Origin of the sequence: Bradyrhizobium sp. UFLA03-84 (assembly GCF_002289535.1) — a bacterium.
In the GTDB taxonomy this organism is placed as follows: domain Bacteria; phylum Pseudomonadota; class Alphaproteobacteria; order Rhizobiales; family Xanthobacteraceae; genus Bradyrhizobium; species Bradyrhizobium viridifuturi.
This window is the reverse complement of record NZ_NSJY01000013.1, coordinates 1,439,967-1,456,940: the sequence shown is the minus strand read 5'-3', so window position 1 is coordinate 1,456,940 and position 16,974 is coordinate 1,439,967. Positions and strand designations below refer to the sequence as shown.

The window sequence follows — 16,974 nt, the reverse complement described above, 5'->3', positions numbered from 1 at the left end:
TCCTACTCGGCTGCGCCCTTGATGTCCGCAGGCGGGGGTGCGAACGCCGCCTCGAGTGCATCGAACTCGAGCGGCAGCATGTCGCACATCACCTGCACGTGGGGAATGATGTTGGCACCGACGATGAAGCCGAAATCGAGCTGATCGCGGTAGCTCTGCACGGTGATGTTAAGCGCAACGCCGTGGGTCGAGATCGAAACCGGGAAGATGTGCAGCAGCTCGGCGCCCGCCGCATACAGCGTCTGCCGCGGCCCCGGCACGTTCGAGACCGTGATGTTGGTCGCCGGCGGCAGCACGTTGGAGAGGTCGGAGCGGCTGTACAGCAGCGCCAGGATCTGCACCAGGATCGGCGCACCCAGCAGCGAGATGTTGGTCACCTGCGGCACCAAGGCCCGCAGCGGATGCGACATCTCCTTGGACTTGGTGGACTGCGCGATGATGGTTTCCAACCGCTTCTTGGGATCCTCGACGTCGGTGGCGATCGAGCAGATCATGCCGAACACCTGGTTGTTGGATTCGGCATTGCCCTCCTCGCGCAGCGAGATCGGCACGCCGGCGGTCAGCGATTTGTTGGGCAGCGCGCCCTGGCTGATCAGGTAGCGCCGCACCACGCCGGAGGCGAGCGCCAGCACGACGTCGTTGAGCTTGCCGCCGGACGCTTTCGCCAACGCCTTGGCGCGCGACAGCGAGATCGAGGTGCCGGCGAAGCTGCGTTCCGACGAGATCGCCTTGTTGAGGATGGTCGGCGGCGAGGACATCGCCTGCAGGTTCTCGCGCGACCTGGGATCGGCGATCTTGGCGACGACGTCGGACAGGCTCTTCATGACGGTCGGCATCGAGCCCGCGAACTTCACCGCGCTCTCGATCTGGAACATGGCGTTGTCGAACAGGATCGAGCCGAGGTCGCTCTTGCCGGAACGGGGAAGTTCGAGGCTCTTCTGCGCCGCGGCGGCGGCCTCGAACGGCTGGGTCCAGAGCTGCTGATAGGCGTCGATCAAATTGGCCGCGATATCGCGCGGCTCCTGCGCGACCTTCTTTGCGCTCGGCGGTTCGATCTCGCGCGGCACCGGTGTCAGGTCGTAGATCATGCTGGTCAGCGCAGCACCCGCGCCGCCGTCGATGCAAGCGTGATGCATCTTGGAATAGAGCCCGATCTCGTTGTCCTTCATGCCCTCGAAGACGTAGAACTCCCAGAGCGGGCGGGCGCGGTTCAAGAGCTTGGCGTGCATCCAGCCGACGATACGCTCCAGCGTGGCGCGGTCGTGCGGCGCCGGCAGGCTGCCGCGGAAGATGTGGCGGTCGATGTCGAACTGGTCGTCCTCCACCCAGGACGGATGATCGATGTCGAGCGGCGCCTTCTGCAGGCGCGCCTTGAGGATCGGCGCGATGTGCAGCCGCGAGGCGATCATCGCCTTGAACTCCTCGAAGAAGTCGCCCTTGTAGCCGTCGGGCAGCCGGAAGATCGCCATGCTGCCGACATGCATCGGCATTTCCGGCGTTTCCAGATACAGAAACGATGCGTCCAGCGAGGACAGCTTCTTGGCGTCGCTCATGATCTCCTCCCGAGAGCCAACTTACGCGGGCGCCTTGGCGGCGCTTCTCGTCGTTAGGATAGTGCCTGTTCTGCCGGCCCGTAGGCAATGGCAAAGGGGCCCGACCGGTCAAAATGCCGGAACTCACCCTCCGGCTGTGCCAGCCGGTCCGCGATCGCCCACAGGGCTGCGGGGTTGACGCCGAGACCGAGATGGCTGGCGAGATGCACCTCGATGTTCTCGGCGCGCTCCGACGGGCGCACCCGCGAGGTCCGCCAGTTCACGATGCCGTCGGTACGGGAATAGATCGAGGTGGTCGGCACCGGCATGTCGCCGGCGATGGCGGCGCGGATCTCGGGGATGTCGTCCACGCCCTCGCCGGACAACAACTCATAGAGCCGCGTCGCATTGGTGGCGCGGATGTCGTCGGCGAACGGGCTGCCCAGCGTGACGATGGAGCGCACCAGCTCCGGCATCTGCGAGGCCAGGTCGCGCGCATAGACGCCGCCGAGGCTCCAGCCGATGATCGAAACCTTGCGCCCCGACGCCTCATGGACCCGCTTCAGCAGGTCGCGCAACGCGGCGCGCCTGCTGGAAATCCCGCCGAAATTGCGGCCCATGTTCCAGGCATAGGCATCATAGCCGAGCTCCTTCAGATAACGCCGCATCGGCGCCATCGAAAGATCGCTGGCGAGGAAGCCCGGCAGCGCCAGCACCGGATGACCGTCGCCCTTCGGCGCCTGCATCAGCAAAGGCGACAGCAAGAGGCTCGAATTCAGCTCGAGCACGCCGCGCGCCTCCGCCAGCATCAGGAACAGGCTGGGTGGGCGCAACCGGCGTTCGGTCCCATCAACACTCCTGTCCATGTCGGTCACTATTTCTTCTTGCTCGTGCCGCCGAAGCCGGCCATCGCCACGAACATGTCCTGGAAGCGCTCGGCGAGCTTGGGATCGAAGGTGAACCAGCTCTGCATCAGCGATTCCGGCGAGATCTTCTCGATGTTGGACAGCATCTGCTGCTGCAGCTTGTCCATGACCGCGGTCTGCATCGGCTGCACATCGGGCAGGCCGAAGAATTGCCGCGCTTCGAGGGGCGTACAATCTACCTCGACGTTGACCTTCATATTCGCCTCCTCAAATGCGCCTTGACTGGCCCAGTATCGCCGGGACGGGGTCGCTCGCGCAAGCGAACCGTGCCGGCGCCGATGTATAGTCGGCCTCAATCATCCGTTATGGTCAACCAAACCGTCTGGAACGATGGCTCCAAACCGTTTGGAACGACGGCTCCAAACCGTCTGGAGCGACCGCCAAAGACTGGCCGCCGGCGATCATTCCCGTGACCGGCAAGCGGCACTCCCAAAGTCGAATGTCACGCGGCCACGCCGACCGCCTACTCTCGATTGCCATTCATTGCGCTGCACCCGCGCGAGCTGATTAACCCTTTGGGAAATCGCGCTTGCGCGGCCGGTAAACTCTGGCAACATGCATCAATAATACCAGCCGGACAAAGCAGCCGGCGGACAAAAACGGGGACGCGGGATCACATGTCGGTACGTTGGAGTTCGTTTGCGGCGACTGCCGTCGCGCTCATCGCCTTTGCCTTGCCGGCATCGGCCCAGACGCTGAGATATGCCAATCAGGGCGAGCTCAAGTCGCTGGATCCCTACACACTGAAGGAAACCACGACGATCGCGCACCACGCGCACGTCTACGAAGGCCTCACCACGCGCGACAAGGACCTCAAGATCATTCCGGCACTGGCGGAAAGCTGGGAGACGCTGACCCCGACCAAATGGCGCTTCCATCTGCGCAAGGGCGTGAAATTCCACAATGGCGATCCCTTCACCGCCGACGACGTGCTGTTCTCCGCCGACCGCGTCCGCGCCAAGGGCTCCAACTTCCTCAGCAACGTCCCGGCCGACGCCAAGTTCACCAAGGTCGACGACTACACCGTCGACGTGACGCTGGACTCGCCCAATCCCATCCTGATCTCGCAATGGGATAGCTGGTACATCATGGACAAGAAGTGGTGCGAGGAGAACAACTCGGTTGCACCGACGCCGGCCTCCGCGACCACCCCGAGCTACGCGGCGCTGCACGAGAACGGCACTGGCCCCTTCACGATCGAGAGCCATCAGCCCGGCGTGAAGACCGTGTTCAAGCCGTTTGCAGACTATTGGCGCAAGCCCGAGCATAATCTCAAGGAGATCATCTTCAGCCCGATCGGCTCCGACGCCACCCGCGTCGCCGCGTTGCTCTCGGGCGAGGTCGATGTCATCGAGCCGGTTCCGCTGCAGGACATCCAGCGCGTCAATTCCAGCGGCATCGCCACCGTGATGACCGCGCCGGAGATCCGCACCATCTTCATCGGCATGGACATGGCGCGCGACGAGCTGCTCTATTCCAACGTCAAGGGCAAGAATCCGTTCAAGGACATCCGCGTTCGCGAAGCCTTCTACAAGACGATCGACGTCGATCTGATCAAGACCCGCGTCATGCGCGGCATGTCGACCCCTTCGACGCTGATGATCGCGCCCGAGCTCTATCCGCTGTCGAAGGAGTTCACCCGGCCGAAACTTGATCCAGATGGCGCCAAGAAGCTGCTCGCCGAGGCCGGCTACCCGAACGGCTTCGAAGTCACGATGGATTGCCCGAACGACCGCTACGTCAACGACGCCGCGATCTGCCAGGCGGTGGTCGGCATGCTGGCCCGCATCGGCATCAAGGTGAACCTGCTGGCACAGCCGAAGGCGCAGTATTTCGCCAAGGTGCTGAAGCCCGGCGGCTACCAGACCTCACTCTTCATGCTGGGCTGGACGCCGGCGACATCGGACTCGCACAACGTGCTGCACGACATCCTCGGCTGCCGCGACGATCCGAAGGATTCCACCCGGGGCGAGGCCAATCTCGGTGGCTATTGCAACAAGGAAGTCGACGCGCTCACCGACAAGGTCCTGGTCGAGAGCGACACGGCCAAGCGCGACCAACTGATCAAGCAAGCCTACGAAATCGTCATCAAGGATTACGGCTACATTCCGCTGCACCAGCAGCCGCTGGTGTGGGGCGTGTCGAAAAAGGTCAAATTGACCCAGCGCGCGGACAACCAGGTGCTGCTCTACTGGGCGACCAAACAGGGTGAATAGTGGTTTCGGCGAATTGGGTCCCGGAAGCGCAGGCTTCCGGGACCTCTCGTTTTCCGGTCGCGCAAAGCCGCGCGCCACATGTCAAAAGCAGTGAAAGGTAGAGATGCTCGCTTTCACTCTTCGCCGCGTCCTGCAGGCGATCGGCGTCATGCTCGCCGTAGGCGTCATCGCGTTCGCGATGTTCCGCTTCGCCGGCGATCCGGTGAACCAGATGGTCTCGATCGATACCTCGGCGGCGCAGCGCGCTGAGATCCGGCATTCGCTCGGCCTGGACGATCCGGTGCTGGTGCAGTTCGGCCGCTACTTCATCAACGCGCTGCAATTCAAGTTCGGCGTGTCCTACCAGTTCCGTCTGCCGGTCTCCTCGCTGTTGGCGGAACGCATGCCGGCGACGCTGGAGCTCGCGATCGTCGCCACAATCCTTGCAATGGTGGCCGGCATCCTGATGGGGGTCTATTCGGCGCTGCGTCGCGACACCATCCTGGCCAGATTATTCCAGGCGATATCGCTGATCGGCATTTCGCTGCCGACCTTCCTGATCGGCATCCTGCTGATCTATCTGTTCGCGGTGACCCTGGGCTGGCTGCCGTCGTTCGGCCGCGGCGAAGTGGTGAAGCTCGGCTGGTGGTCGACCGGGCTGCTCACGGTCTCTGGCTGGAAGGCGATCATCATGCCGGCGATCACGCTCGGGCTGTTCCAGATGACCCTGATCATGCGGCTGGTGCGCGCCGAAATGCTGGAAGTGCTGCGAACCGACTATATCCGCTTCGCCCGCGCCCGCGGCCTGACCACGCGCGCGATCCATTTCGGCCATGCGCTGAAGAACACGCTGGTTCCGGTGATCACCGTGGCCGGCCTGCAATTTGGCTCGGTTATTGCTTTCTCGATCATCACCGAAACCGTGTTCCAATGGCCGGGCATGGGGCTTCTGTTCGTGCAGGCCGTGCAAAACGTCGATATCCCGATCATGGCCGCGTATCTCCTGATGGTCTCGCTGATCTTCGTCACCATCAATCTCGTGGTGGACATCCTCTACACCGTGGTCGATCCGCGCTTGCGCTCGACCGTCGGCCGCGCGGCGTGAGGGACCAACCGATGTCAGACGCCGTCGTCCCCCATCGCTCGCAAGACCATCAGCCAGCTGCCGGCTGGTTCAAACGCGCGCTCGACAGCGACATCTTCTATTCGTTCCGCCGTTCCCGCCTGACGATGGTCGCCGCCGCGATCACGCTGCTGTTCTTCCTGCTGGCCATCTCCGCCTCCTGGCTTGCCGTGCAGAACCCGTTCGATCCGGCGCAGCTGCAGCTGATCAACTCGCGGATCGCGCCGCTGTGGACCGCCGACGGCCAGAGCCCGTTCCTGCTCGGCACCGACGAGCAGGGCCGCGACATGCTCTCCGCGATCCTTTTCGGGCTGCGCATCTCGCTTGCGGTCGGCTTGGCCGGCGTCATCTTCGCGGGCGCGCTCGGCATCGCCCTCGGGCTGGTCGCCGGCTATTTCGGCGGCGCTGTGGACAGCGTGATCATGCGGATCGCCGACGTGCAGCTCACCTTCCCCGCGATCCTGATCGCGCTCCTCGTCAACGGCGTCGCCAAATCGCTGCTCGGCAACCGGCTCGACGAGATGAACACGCTCGGCGTGTTGATCGTCGCGATCGGGCTCAGCTTCTGGGTGCAGTATGCGCGCACCGTGCGCGGCTCGGTGATGGTCGAGAAGAACAAGGATTATGTGGCGGCGGCGCAGCTGATCGGCCTGCCGGCGCCGAAGATCCTGCTGCGCCACGTGCTGCCGAACACGATGGGCCCGATCCTCGTGATCGCCACCATCAACCTCGCGCTTGCCATCATCACCGAGGCGACGCTGTCGTTCCTCGGCGCCGGCATGCCCGATACCATGCCCTCGCTCGGCACCCTGATCCGGATCGGCAACAACTATCTGTTTGCCGGCGAATGGTGGATCGTCGCCTTCCCGGGCATCGCCCTGGCCGGCCTGATCCTCTCAATCAACCTGCTCGGCGACTGGCTGCGCGACGCCCTCAACCCGAAGCTCCGATGACCCAGCCTGTCCTTTCCGTGCGCAATCTCGAGGTGGAATTCGTCACCCGCCGCGCCACCTTGCGCGCCGTCAACGGCGTGTCGTTCGACATCGCCAAGGGCGAGGTGCTGGGCGTGGTCGGCGAGTCCGGCGCCGGCAAGTCGGTCACCGGCCTTGCGGTGATCGGGCTGATCGATCCGCCCGGCCGCATTTCCGCCGGCGAGATCGAGCTGTCGGGCAGCCGGATCGACCATCTTCCGCCGGAGGAGATCCGCCGCGTCAGGGGCAAGCGGATCGGCATGATCTTCCAGGATCCGCTGACCAGCCTCAATCCGCTGTACCGGATCGGCGACCAGATCGTCGAGACGATCCGCACCCACACCAACCTCAGCGAAAGCGCCGCGCGCCGGCGCGCCATCGACCTGTTGGCCGAGGTCGGCATCCCCGCACCGGAGAAGCGCATCGACGGCTATCCGCACGAATTCTCCGGCGGCATGCGCCAGCGCGTCGTGATCGCGCTCGCGATCTGCGCCGAGCCCGAGCTGATCATCGCCGACGAGCCGACCACCGCGCTCGACGTCTCGGTGCAGGCGCAGATCATCGCGCTGATCAAGCGGCTCGGCCGCGATCACGGCACCGCCGTGATGCTGGTGACCCACGACATGGGCGTGATCGCCGAGACCTGCGACCGCGTCGCGGTGATGTATTCGGGCCGCATCGCCGAGATCGGTCCGGTGCAGGAGGTGGTGCGCAACCCGCTGCATCCCTACGCCAAGGGCCTGATGGGCGCGATCCCGACGCTGGCCGGCGAGGACAAGCGCCTGGTGCAGATCCCCGGCTCGATGCCGCGGCTGTCGGCGATCCCGCCGGGCTGCCCGTTCAACCCGCGCTGCGCGTTTGCCTTCGATCGCTGCCGCGTCGAACGCCCCGAACCGATCCGGCAAGGCACGCAGTCGGTCGCCTGCCATCTGTTCGAGCCGGCGAAGGAGACCGCGGCATGAGCGGGACACTGATCGAGGTCAGGAATTTGCGCCGCGTCTTCGATGTCTCGAAGCCATGGCTCAACCGCGTGATCGAGGGCGGCCATCCCGAATTCCTCAAAGCCGTCGACGGCGTCTCTTTCGACATCAAGCGCGGCGAGACCTTTGCGTTGGTCGGCGAATCCGGCTCCGGCAAGACCACGGTCGCGCGCATGGTCGTCGGCCTGCTGCCGCCGAGCTCGGGCGAAGTCGTCATCGACGGCGTCTCGATGACCGATCCGCGGCAGGGCCAGGCGCGCCGCCGGCTGCGCCGGCGCATCCAGATGGTTTTCCAGGACCCTTATGCGAGCCTCAATCCGCGCTACCGGGTCGCCGCCATCGTCGCCGAGCCGATCCGCGCCTTCGACCTGATTCAGGGCGAGCGCGACATCAAGGCCCGGGTCGGCGAACTGCTCTCGCTGGTCGGCCTGCACCCCGACGACGGCCAGAAATTCCCGCACGAATTTTCCGGCGGCCAGCGCCAGCGCATCGCGATCGCCCGCGCGCTGGCCTCCGAAGCCGAGTTCATCGTCTGCGACGAGCCGACCTCGGCGCTCGACGTCTCCGTACAGGCGCAGATCCTCAATCTGATGCGCGACCTGCAGGACAAGTTCGGCCTGACCTATCTCTTCATCAGCCACAATCTCGCGGTCGTCCGCCACATGGCGAGCCGGATCGGCGTGATGTATCTCGGTCGCATCGTCGAGATCGCCGAGGGCCGGAAACTGTTCGAGAACCCGCGGATGCCCTACACCAGGATGCTGCTCGGCGCGGTTCCGGACCTTGCGATGTCCGGACGCCAGCGCATCCCGGTCAAGGGCGAGATTCCGAACCCGATCGATCCGCCGCGGGGCTGCGCGTTCAATCCGCGCTGTCCCCTCGCCTTCGATCTCTGCCGCGAGAAGACGCCGGAACTGATCGACGGCGTCGCCTGCCACGCCGTCAACAGCCCTGCCGCCGCCGTTCCGGCATGATCACGCGGATGGGAGCGGCCATGTCCACCAAGCGGTTGGCATACCAGCCCGGCTGTGATCAAGTGCGCGCGCAAAAAGCCCAACAAGCCGCCTAACGGTGAATAGCCATGAGCAACGTCAACCCCGATCCATTCACCACAAGGCCGGAGATCGAAGGCACATTCGGCGTCGTCACCTCGACCCACTGGATCGCCACCGCGGTCGGCATGGCAACGCTGGAAAAAGGCGGCAACGCATTTGACGCGGGCGTTGCAGCCGCCTTCACGCTGCAGGTGGTCGAGCCGCATCTGAACGGCCCCGGCGGCGACGTCCCGATCATCGTGCACGACGTCAAGCGCGGCAAAACCGAAGTGATCTGCGGCCAGGGCCCGGCGCCGGCGAAGGCAACGATTGCGCACTACCGCGGCGAAGGCCTGGAAATGGTGCCCGGCACCGGCCTGCTGGCCGCCTGCGTGCCCGGCACGTTCGAAACCTGGATGCTGCTGCTGCGCGACTACGGCACACTGAAGCTGCGCGACGTGCTGGAGCCCGCGATCGGCTATGCGCGTGACGGCCATCCGCTGGTCGAGCGCGCCTCCGCCACCATCAAGACCGTCGAGCAGCTGTTCCGGAAATACTGGACCACATCGGCCGACGTCTATCTGCCGAACGGCGAGGTGCCGAAGCCCGGCACGCTCTTCACCAACAAGAAGCTCGCGGAAACTTACACACGCATCCTCACCGAGGCGGAGAGCGCCGGCGGTGACCGCGTGGCGCAGATCGAGCGCGCCCGGCAGGCCTGGTCGAAGGGCTTCGTCGCCGAGGCGATCGACAAATTCTGCACCCAGGAGGTGATGGACGTCTCCGGCTCGCCGCATCGCGGCGTGCTCTCGGCCGACGACATGGCACGCTGGCAGCCGACCATCGAGGCGCCGCTGACCTATGATTACGGCCGTTACACCGTGCAGAAGTGCGGCGTCTGGAGCCAGGGTCCGGTGATGCTGCAGCAGCTCGCGCTGTTGAAGGGCTTTGAGCTTGACGGGCTCGACCCCGCCGGCCCCGACTTCATCCATTTGCAGATCGAAGCCGCCAAGCTCGCCTATGCCGATCGCGAGACGTTCTATGGCGACCCCAAGTTCACCGATATCCCGATCGAGACGCTGCTGTCCGATGCCTATAACAACGAGCGGCGCAAACTGATCTCGAAGGACAAGGCTTCGCTCGACTTCCGCCCCGGCTCGGTCACAGGTTTCGGCGGCGTCGTGAAGCTGCGACACGCCGAAGGGCATCGCGAAGCGGTCGGCGCCATGGGCGCCGGCGAGCCGACCGTCGGCCGGTTCGGCGAGGTGCGCGGCGACACCGTGCATTTCGACATCGTCGACAAGGCCGGCAACATGATCTCGGCGACGCCGTCCGGCGGCTGGCTGCAATCCTCGCCTGTGATTCCGGAGATCGGCTTCTGCCTCGGCAGCCGCGCCCAGATGTTCTGGCTGGAAGAAAACCACCCGGCCTCGCTCGCGCCGGGCAAGCGGCCGCGCACCACGCTGTCGCCGACCATGGCGCTGCGCGATGGCGAGCCGTATCTCTCCTGGGGCTCGCCGGGCGGCGACCAGCAGGACCAGTGGATCACGCAATTCTTCCTGCGCCACGTCCATGCGAAGCTGAATCTGCAGGAGGCGATCGACGCGCCGGCCTGGCACTCCGAGCATTTCCCGATCTCGTTCTGGCCGCGGACCTCGCGCCCCGGCGTGCTGGTGCTGGAAAACCGCGTGCCGAAATCGACCATCGACGAATTGAAACGCCGCGGCCACGTGGTGGAGATTGGACCGGATTGGTCGGAAGGCCGCCTCACCGCGGCTTCGAAGGTCGGCCCCCGCCGCCGCGCCGCCGCCAACCCGCGCGGCATGCAGGGTTACGCCGCAGGCCGCTAGAGGTTTCGGATGACCTGGTCGATCATCGCCCGCGACAGCGCCACCGGCCAGCTCGGCATCGCCGTCGCGACGCGGTTCTTCGCGGTCGGCGCGCTCGTGCCGCACATTGCACCCGGGATCGGCGCCATCGCGACGCAGGCGCTGGTCAATCCCTATTACGGCATCGATGGCCTCGCGCTGCTGCGCGAGGGAAAGAACCCGCACGAAATGATCGCGGCGCTGCTCGCGCCCGACGGCGGCCGCGAGAGCCGGCAGGTGCATGTCATCGATTCCAAGGGCCGCATCGCCGCGCATTCCGGCAAGGATTGCGTCGACTGGTTCGGCCATATCGCCGGCGACGGCTTTTCGATCGCGGGCAACATGCTGGCCGGGCCCGCGGTGCTCGACGAGACCGCGCGCGTCTATGCCGCGAATGAAGCGCTTCCATTCGCGGAGCGGCTGATCAAGGCGATGTTCGCCGGCGAGGCGGCCGGCGGCGACAAGCGCGGCAAGCAGTCGGCGGCACTCCTGATCCACGCCACCGAGGAATGGCCGTTGCTCGACCTGCGGGTCGACGACCACACCGATCCCCTGCGCGAGCTCGAACGGCTGGAAGCGGTCAGCCGCGAACACTGGGTGCCGTTCCGGACCTTCATGCCGACCCGCGGCAATCCTGCCGGAACCAGCGACCGCGCGGCGATCAACGCCGCAATCGCCGCGGCATCCACGAGCCGCGAATGACTACCGGCCCGCTGATCGAGATCGAAGGCCTGCGCGTCACCTTCCAGGGCGACGACGGCCGCGTCACGCATGCCGTCGACAGCGTCGATCTGTCCGTCGCCAACGGCGCCACACTCGGCCTGGTCGGCGAATCCGGCTGCGGCAAGAGCGTGACGTCGCTCGCGATCATGGGGCTTCTGCCGAAGCAGTCCGCCGCGGTCACCGGCACGATCCGCTTCGACGGCTTCGACCTGCTCGACGTGCCGGATGCGACGCTGCGCGACCTGCGCGGCAATCGCCTCGCGATGATCTTCCAGGAGCCCATGACCTCGCTCAACCCGAGCTTCACCATCGGTGACCAGATCACCGAGACGATCTTGCGCCACCGCGGCGGCTCCCGGCGCGCGGCGCGCGAGCGCACCATCGAGCTGCTGCGCCGGGTCCACATCCCCTCGCCCGAGAAGCGCATCGACGAGTATCCGCACAAGCTGTCCGGCGGCATGCGCCAGCGCGTGATGATCGCGATGGCGTTGGCCTGCGATCCGCAGCTGTTGATCGCCGACGAGCCGACCACCGCGCTCGACGTCACGCTGCAGGCGCAGATCCTCGATCTGATGCGCGAGCTGAAGGCCGCGAGCGGCGCCGCCATCATCCTGATCACCCATGATCTCGGCGTCGTCGCCGAGGTCTGCGACGAGGTCGCGGTGATGTATGCCGGCGAGATCGTGGAGCGCGCCCCGGTGGATGAGCTGTTTGCCAATCCGCAGCACCCCTACACGGTCGGCCTGCTCGGCTCGATCCCGCGGCTGGACCGCCGCACCAGCCATCTCGCGACCATCGAGGGCATGGTGCCGAACATGGCGAACCCGCCCGCCGGCTGCCGCTTCGCCGCGCGCTGTCCGTTCGTCGAGAACGCCTGCACAAGCTCGCCGCCGCCTCTCGCGATGCTGAGCGCAACCCACGCCTCGCGCTGCATCCGTGCGCCGCTGGAACGGCTGGTGTCATGACCGCGCTGCTCGAGGTCGAGGGACTGGTGAAGCATTTCGTCGCCGAACGTTCGGTGTTCGGACGGCCGACCGCCCATGTGAAGGCGGTCGACGGCGTCAGCTTCACGGTTGAGGCCGGCAAGACGCTGGCGCTGGTCGGCGAATCCGGCTGCGGCAAATCCACTGTCAGCCGGCTGGTGCTGCGACTGATCGAGCCGGACGCCGGACGTATCCGGTTCGAGGGCCGCGACATCGGCGCGCTCGATGCCGAACAGTTGCGCGCGTTCCGCCGCGACGCGCAGCTGATCTTCCAGGACCCCTATGCCTCGCTCAACCCGCGCATGACGGTGAGCCAGATCCTGACCGAGCCGCTGGCGTTGCACAATCTGGTGCCGCCCGCCCGACGCCGCGAGCGGGTCGATGAGCTGCTGCGGCTGGTCGGGCTCGAGCCGCGCTTTGCGCGCCGCTACCCGCACGAATTCTCCGGCGGCCAGCGCCAGCGCATCGCGATCGCCCGCGCGCTCGCGGTCGAGCCGAAGCTGATCATCTGCGACGAGCCGGTGTCGGCGCTCGATGTCTCGATCCGCTCGCAAATCCTGAATCTGCTGCGCGACCTGCAGGGTCGCCTGAAGCTCGCCTACATCTTCGTCTCGCACGATCTGGCCGTGGTGAAGCACATCGCCGACCGCGTCGCGGTGATGAATCTCGGCACCATCGTCGAGACCGCGGACGCGCAGGCACTCTTCGCCGCCCCGCGGCATCCCTACAGCCGCGCATTGCTGTCGGCGATCCCGGTGCCGAAGCCGCGCGCGAAGCGCAGCCGCATCGTGCTGGAGGGCGAGCTGCCGAGCGCGCTCAATCCGCCCTCCGGCTGCCGCTTCCATACCCGTTGCCCCTATGTGATCGCGCGCTGCCGCAGCGAAGTGCCGCAATTGCGCGAAGATGGCACCGGATATGCAACGGCCTGTCACCGGACGGGCGAGTTGCCCGGCGCGGAGGCAATCGTGCCGTCCGATGGCGGGTTCTCGCCGACACTGGAAAAGCTGGTGGCGGCGTTCAATACGGCGGAAGCCTCGGGGCGGCCCGGGGTTATTTCGTAAGGGAACAAAGTCGCAGGGAATAAGGGGTTGGCGATGAGATTTTGGCGCTTGGCGGTCCTGATGGCAGCCCTCGTGACCTGGTGCGGAACGAGCGCGCGTGCCGAGACTACGCTTCGCATCGGGCTCGCCGAAGACCCCGACATCCTCGATCCTTCAGTCGGACGCACCTATGTCGGCCGCATCGTCTTTTCGGCCTTCTGCGACAAGCTGTTCGACATTGACGAGAAGCTGAACATCGTTCCGCAGCTCGCGCTGTCCTACGAGAGTTCGGCCGACGGCAAGGAGATGACGATCAAGCTCCGGCCGGGCGTCAAGTTCCACGACGGTGAGCCATTCGACGCCGAAGCCGCCAAATTCTCGCTGGAGCGCCACCTCACGCTGCCGACCTCGTTTCGCAAACCGGAATTGGCCGCGCTCGACCATGTCGACGTCGTCGATCCCCTGACCATCAAGCTAGTGCTCAAGACGCCCTACTCGCCGCTGATCGCCCAGTTGACCGACCGCGCCGGCATGATGGTGTCGCCGAAGGCCGTGAAGGAAGCAGGCGACAAATTCGGCCTGCATCCGGTCTGCGCCGGCCCCTACAAGTTCGTCGAACGCGTGCAACAGGACCGCATGGTGTTCGAGAAATTCCAGGACTACTGGAACAAGGACAACGTCTTCATCGATCGCATCGTGTTCCTTCCGATCGTCGATGCCACGGTGCGGCTCGCCAACCTCAAATCCGGCGGGCTAGATCTGATCGAGCGCGTGCTCGCCACCGACATCAAGGACGTGCGCGCCGACAAGCGGCTCGTGCTGTCGACAGCGCCCGAACTCGGCTATCTCGGCCTCACCATCAACATCGGCAACGACAAGAACAAGGGGCCACTCAGCCAATCGGAAAAGGTGCGCCAGGCGCTCGATCTGTCGATTGACCGCGAGGCGCTCAACCAGGTCGTCTTCAACGGCGAGTTCACGCCGGGCAATCAATGGGTCAGCCCGACGCATCCCTACTATCAGAAGGCGTTTCCGGTTCGGGGACGCGACGTTGCCAAGGCTAAGGCACTGCTGAAGGAGGCCGGTGTCACGCTGCCCGTCGCCATCGACTACATGGTCCCCAAAGGGGCCGAGAACGAAGCCGTGGCCCAGGTTGTGCAGTCGATGGCGGCCGAGGCGGGCTTTGACATCAAGATCCGTGTGGTCGAATTCGCAACGACGTTCAAGCAGGCCCAGGCCGGCGAATTTCAGGTATTCCAGATCAACTGGAGCGGCCGGATCGATCCTGACGGCAATTCCTATGTCTTCCTGCATACCAAGGCGCCGCAGAACGACGGCGGCTATTCCAACGCGGAAGCGGACAAGTTGATGGAAGATGCGCGGCTGATCAACGATCCCGCCCAGCGCAAGGCGATCTACGAGAAGATGACCAAGATCGTGCTCAATGACGAGCCGATCATCTATCTCTATCACCGCACGCTGCTGATTGCACACTCCACCAAGGTCGAGGGATACCGGCAGATGCCGGATGGATTGGTGCGCGTGGTCGGGCTGAAATTGAAATGATCGCCACGGCGCAGGATACGCGGGGCCGACGATGCTGAACTTCCTCGCCAAGCGGCTGGCTCAGCTGGTCCCGACGCTGTTCTTCGTCTCGCTCCTGATCTTCTCGCTGCAACATTTGCTGCCCGGCGATCCGGCGCTGGTGATGGCCGGCGAGGAGCGCGATCCGGCTGTGATCGCGCAAATCCGCGCCCAGTACCATCTCGATCAACCGATTCCGGTGCAATACGCCTATTGGATCAAGGGCGTGCTCATGGGCGACTTCGGCGAGTCGCTGCGCAACAAGATGCCGGTGCTCGCCCTGATCGCACAGAAATTGCCGGTGACGATGCAGATCGCCGGCATGGCCATCGTCATCGCATTCCTGATCGGGATCCCCGCCGGCATCCTCTCCGCGGTGAAGAAGGGCACCGCCTGGGATTACGGCGCCAACCTGTTCGCGCTGTGGGGCATCTCGACGCCGAATTTCTGGCTTGGCATCATGCTGATCTTCCTGTTCTCCGTCGAGCTCGGCTGGCTGCCGGCCTCCGGCTACGTGCCGCTCGCCGAGAACTGGCGCGCCAGCCTCGCTGCCTCGATCATGCCGGCCTTCGTGCTCGGCAATGCGATCGCCGCGATCCTGATGCGGCACACACGAAGTGCCATGCTGCAGGTGCTGGAGAGCGACTATGTCCGTACCGCGCGTGCCAAGGGCCTGTCCGAGCGCACCGTGATCCTCAAGCATGCGATGCGCAACGCCCTGACGCCGATCATCACGCTCGGCGCGCTCGAGCTCGGCACGCTGCTGTCGGGCGCGGTGCTCACCGAGCAGATCTTCTCGATCCCCGGCTTCGGCAAGCTGATCGTCGACGCCGTGTTCAACCGCGACTATGCCGTCGTGCAGGGCGTGGTGCTGACCACGGCGACGATCTACATCACGCTCAACCTGATCGCCGACATCGCCTACATCCTGGTCAACCCGCGGCTGAGGGGCTGACCGGATGACGGACGCCACGCTCGGGACAGCCACTTCGCTTGTCGCTTCCGAAACGCTGGAGAGCCCGGCGCGGCGCGCCTGGCGGCGGCTGGTCAGGCGCAAGGGCGCAATGCTCGGCCTTGTCGTGATCGCGCTCTTCATCGTGCTCGCGGGGTTCGCACCTCTGATCGTGCCCTATGATCCGATCGCGGCGAGCTGGTCGCTGGTGCGCAAGGCGCCGTCGGCGCAGCACTGGTTCGGCACCGACGAACTCGGCCGCGACGTGCTCGCCCGCGTCGTGTTCGGCGCCCGCGCCTCGCTGCTCGCCGGCCTGATCTCGGTCAGCATCGCACTTGCGATCGGCGTGCCGCTCGGCCTCGTTGCCGGCTATCGCGGCGGCTTCATCGACGTGCTGATCAGCCGCATCACCGACGCAATGCTGGCCTGCCCGTTCCTGATCCTGGCGATCGCGCTCGCCGCGTTCCTCGGCCCGAGCCTCGGCAATGCGATGATCGCGATCGGCGTCTCGGCCACCCCGATCTTCATCCGCCTGACCCGTGGCCAGGTGATGAGCGTCAAGGTCGAGGACTATGTCGAGGCCGCGCGCGCGATGGGCAATCCGCGCTGGCGCATCGCGCTGGTCCACATCCTGCCCAACATCCTGCCGGCGCTCCTGGTGCAGGCCACGCTGTCGATCGCGGCCGCGATCATCGCCGAGGCCGCTTTGTCCTTCCTCGGCCTCGGCCAGCAGCCGCCGGCGCCGTCCTGGGGCAGCATGCTCAACGCCGCGCAACGCTTCCTGACCAGCGCGCCGTGGATGGCGATCTGGCCGGGACTTGCGATCTTCCTGGTCGTGCTGTCATTCAATCTGGTCGGCGACGGACTGCGCGACGCACTGGATCCGAAGGCGCGGTGACCGCAGGACCTATCAGACGTTCTCACCGCCACGCTGAGGCGGCAGCCATCAGCCCTACGATAAGTGCCGGTTGCCGTCATACCGTCGGCCTTCACGCAGACGGGACCGTGACGGCCATCGGGGACAACAAATGCGGTCAATGCGACGTCGGCATTTGGCGTGACG

At 65.4% G+C, this 16,974-nt stretch carries 15 protein-coding genes and 1 pseudogene; 13 read left to right on the top strand and 3 right to left on the bottom strand.

Going from position 1 to position 16,974, the window contains the following annotated elements; all coding sequences use genetic code 11:
* Nucleotides 1-2 precede the first annotated feature (2 nt).
* The 3 genes from CK489_RS20895 to CK489_RS20885 are packed head-to-tail and all read right to left on the bottom strand — an operon-like array spanning nt 3 to nt 2,655.
* The gene (locus CK489_RS20895) at nt 3-1,553 is read right to left on the bottom strand and encodes a WS/DGAT/MGAT family O-acyltransferase (protein ID WP_095733524.1); all 1,551 of its coding nucleotides are present in this window, start codon (nt 1,551-1,553) and stop codon (nt 3-5) included.
* A gap of 53 nt (nt 1,554-1,606) precedes the next feature.
* The gene (locus tag CK489_RS20890) at nt 1,607-2,398 is read right to left on the bottom strand and encodes an alpha/beta fold hydrolase (RefSeq protein WP_050631276.1); all 792 of its coding nucleotides are present in this window, start codon (nt 2,396-2,398) and stop codon (nt 1,607-1,609) included.
* 8 nt (nt 2,399-2,406) lie between these two features.
* Entirely contained in the window at nt 2,407-2,655 is a 249-nt protein-coding gene (locus CK489_RS20885) for a DUF6489 family protein (RefSeq protein ID WP_050631234.1), read from the bottom strand.
* Between the two features lie 420 nt (nt 2,656-3,075).
* Between CK489_RS20885 and CK489_RS20880 the strand changes: the two genes are divergently transcribed.
* The 13 genes and pseudogenes from CK489_RS20880 to CK489_RS42935 all read left to right on the top strand — a co-directional run.
* On the top strand, nt 3,076-4,674 hold the full coding sequence (locus CK489_RS20880) for an ABC transporter substrate-binding protein (RefSeq protein WP_095733523.1): 1,599 nt from the start codon (nt 3,076-3,078) through the stop codon (nt 4,672-4,674).
* 103 nt (nt 4,675-4,777) lie between these two features.
* Nucleotides 4,778-5,758, top strand: a complete 981-nt coding sequence (locus CK489_RS20875) for an ABC transporter permease (protein WP_050631236.1) — start codon at nt 4,778-4,780, stop codon at nt 5,756-5,758.
* 11 nt (nt 5,759-5,769) lie between these two features.
* Nucleotides 5,770-6,729, top strand: coding sequence for an ABC transporter permease (locus tag CK489_RS20870; RefSeq protein WP_095733522.1), 960 nt, complete (start codon nt 5,770-5,772; stop codon nt 6,727-6,729).
* Entirely contained in the window at nt 6,726-7,709 is a 984-nt protein-coding gene (locus tag CK489_RS20865; RefSeq protein ID WP_050631238.1) for an ABC transporter ATP-binding protein, read from the top strand. The genes CK489_RS20870 and CK489_RS20865 overlap by 4 nt, the downstream gene beginning before the upstream one ends.
* A complete protein-coding gene (locus CK489_RS20860) occupies nt 7,706-8,701 on the top strand; it encodes an ABC transporter ATP-binding protein (RefSeq protein ID WP_095733521.1) in 996 nt (331 codons plus the stop codon). The genes CK489_RS20865 and CK489_RS20860 overlap by 4 nt, the downstream gene beginning before the upstream one ends.
* A 107-nt stretch (nt 8,702-8,808) precedes the next feature.
* On the top strand, nt 8,809-10,611 hold the full coding sequence (locus CK489_RS20855; RefSeq protein WP_095733520.1) for a gamma-glutamyltransferase family protein: 1,803 nt from the start codon (nt 8,809-8,811) through the stop codon (nt 10,609-10,611).
* Nucleotides 10,612-10,620: 9 nt separating this feature from the next.
* Nucleotides 10,621-11,331 (top strand): DUF1028 domain-containing protein, encoded by a 711-nt coding sequence (locus CK489_RS20850; protein WP_095733519.1) that lies wholly within the window; start codon nt 10,621-10,623, stop codon nt 11,329-11,331.
* Complete coding sequence (locus CK489_RS20845) at nt 11,328-12,317, top strand: ABC transporter ATP-binding protein (protein WP_095733518.1); 990 nt, start codon at nt 11,328-11,330, stop codon at nt 12,315-12,317. Before CK489_RS20850 ends, CK489_RS20845 begins: the two co-directional genes overlap by 4 nt.
* Nucleotides 12,314-13,396: an ABC transporter ATP-binding protein gene (locus tag CK489_RS20840; RefSeq protein WP_095733517.1), complete on the top strand. Its 1,083-nt coding sequence runs from the start codon at nt 12,314-12,316 to the stop codon at nt 13,394-13,396. The genes CK489_RS20845 and CK489_RS20840 overlap by 4 nt, the downstream gene beginning before the upstream one ends.
* Before the next feature lie 33 nt (nt 13,397-13,429).
* A complete protein-coding gene (locus tag CK489_RS20835; RefSeq protein WP_095733516.1) occupies nt 13,430-14,941 on the top strand; it encodes an ABC transporter substrate-binding protein in 1,512 nt (503 codons plus the stop codon).
* Between the two features lie 31 nt (nt 14,942-14,972).
* Nucleotides 14,973-15,914, top strand: a complete 942-nt coding sequence (locus CK489_RS20830; RefSeq protein WP_095733515.1) for an ABC transporter permease — start codon at nt 14,973-14,975, stop codon at nt 15,912-15,914.
* A 4-nt stretch (nt 15,915-15,918) separates the two neighbouring features.
* Nucleotides 15,919-16,809 (top strand): ABC transporter permease, encoded by an 891-nt coding sequence (locus tag CK489_RS20825; protein ID WP_095733514.1) that lies wholly within the window; start codon nt 15,919-15,921, stop codon nt 16,807-16,809.
* Nucleotides 16,707-16,937 (top strand): annotated as a pseudogene (locus CK489_RS42935) (RCC1-like domain-containing protein); the annotation flags it as partial. The gene CK489_RS20825 and the pseudogene CK489_RS42935, both read left to right, overlap by 103 nt.
* Nucleotides 16,938-16,974: the final 37 nt, after the last annotated feature.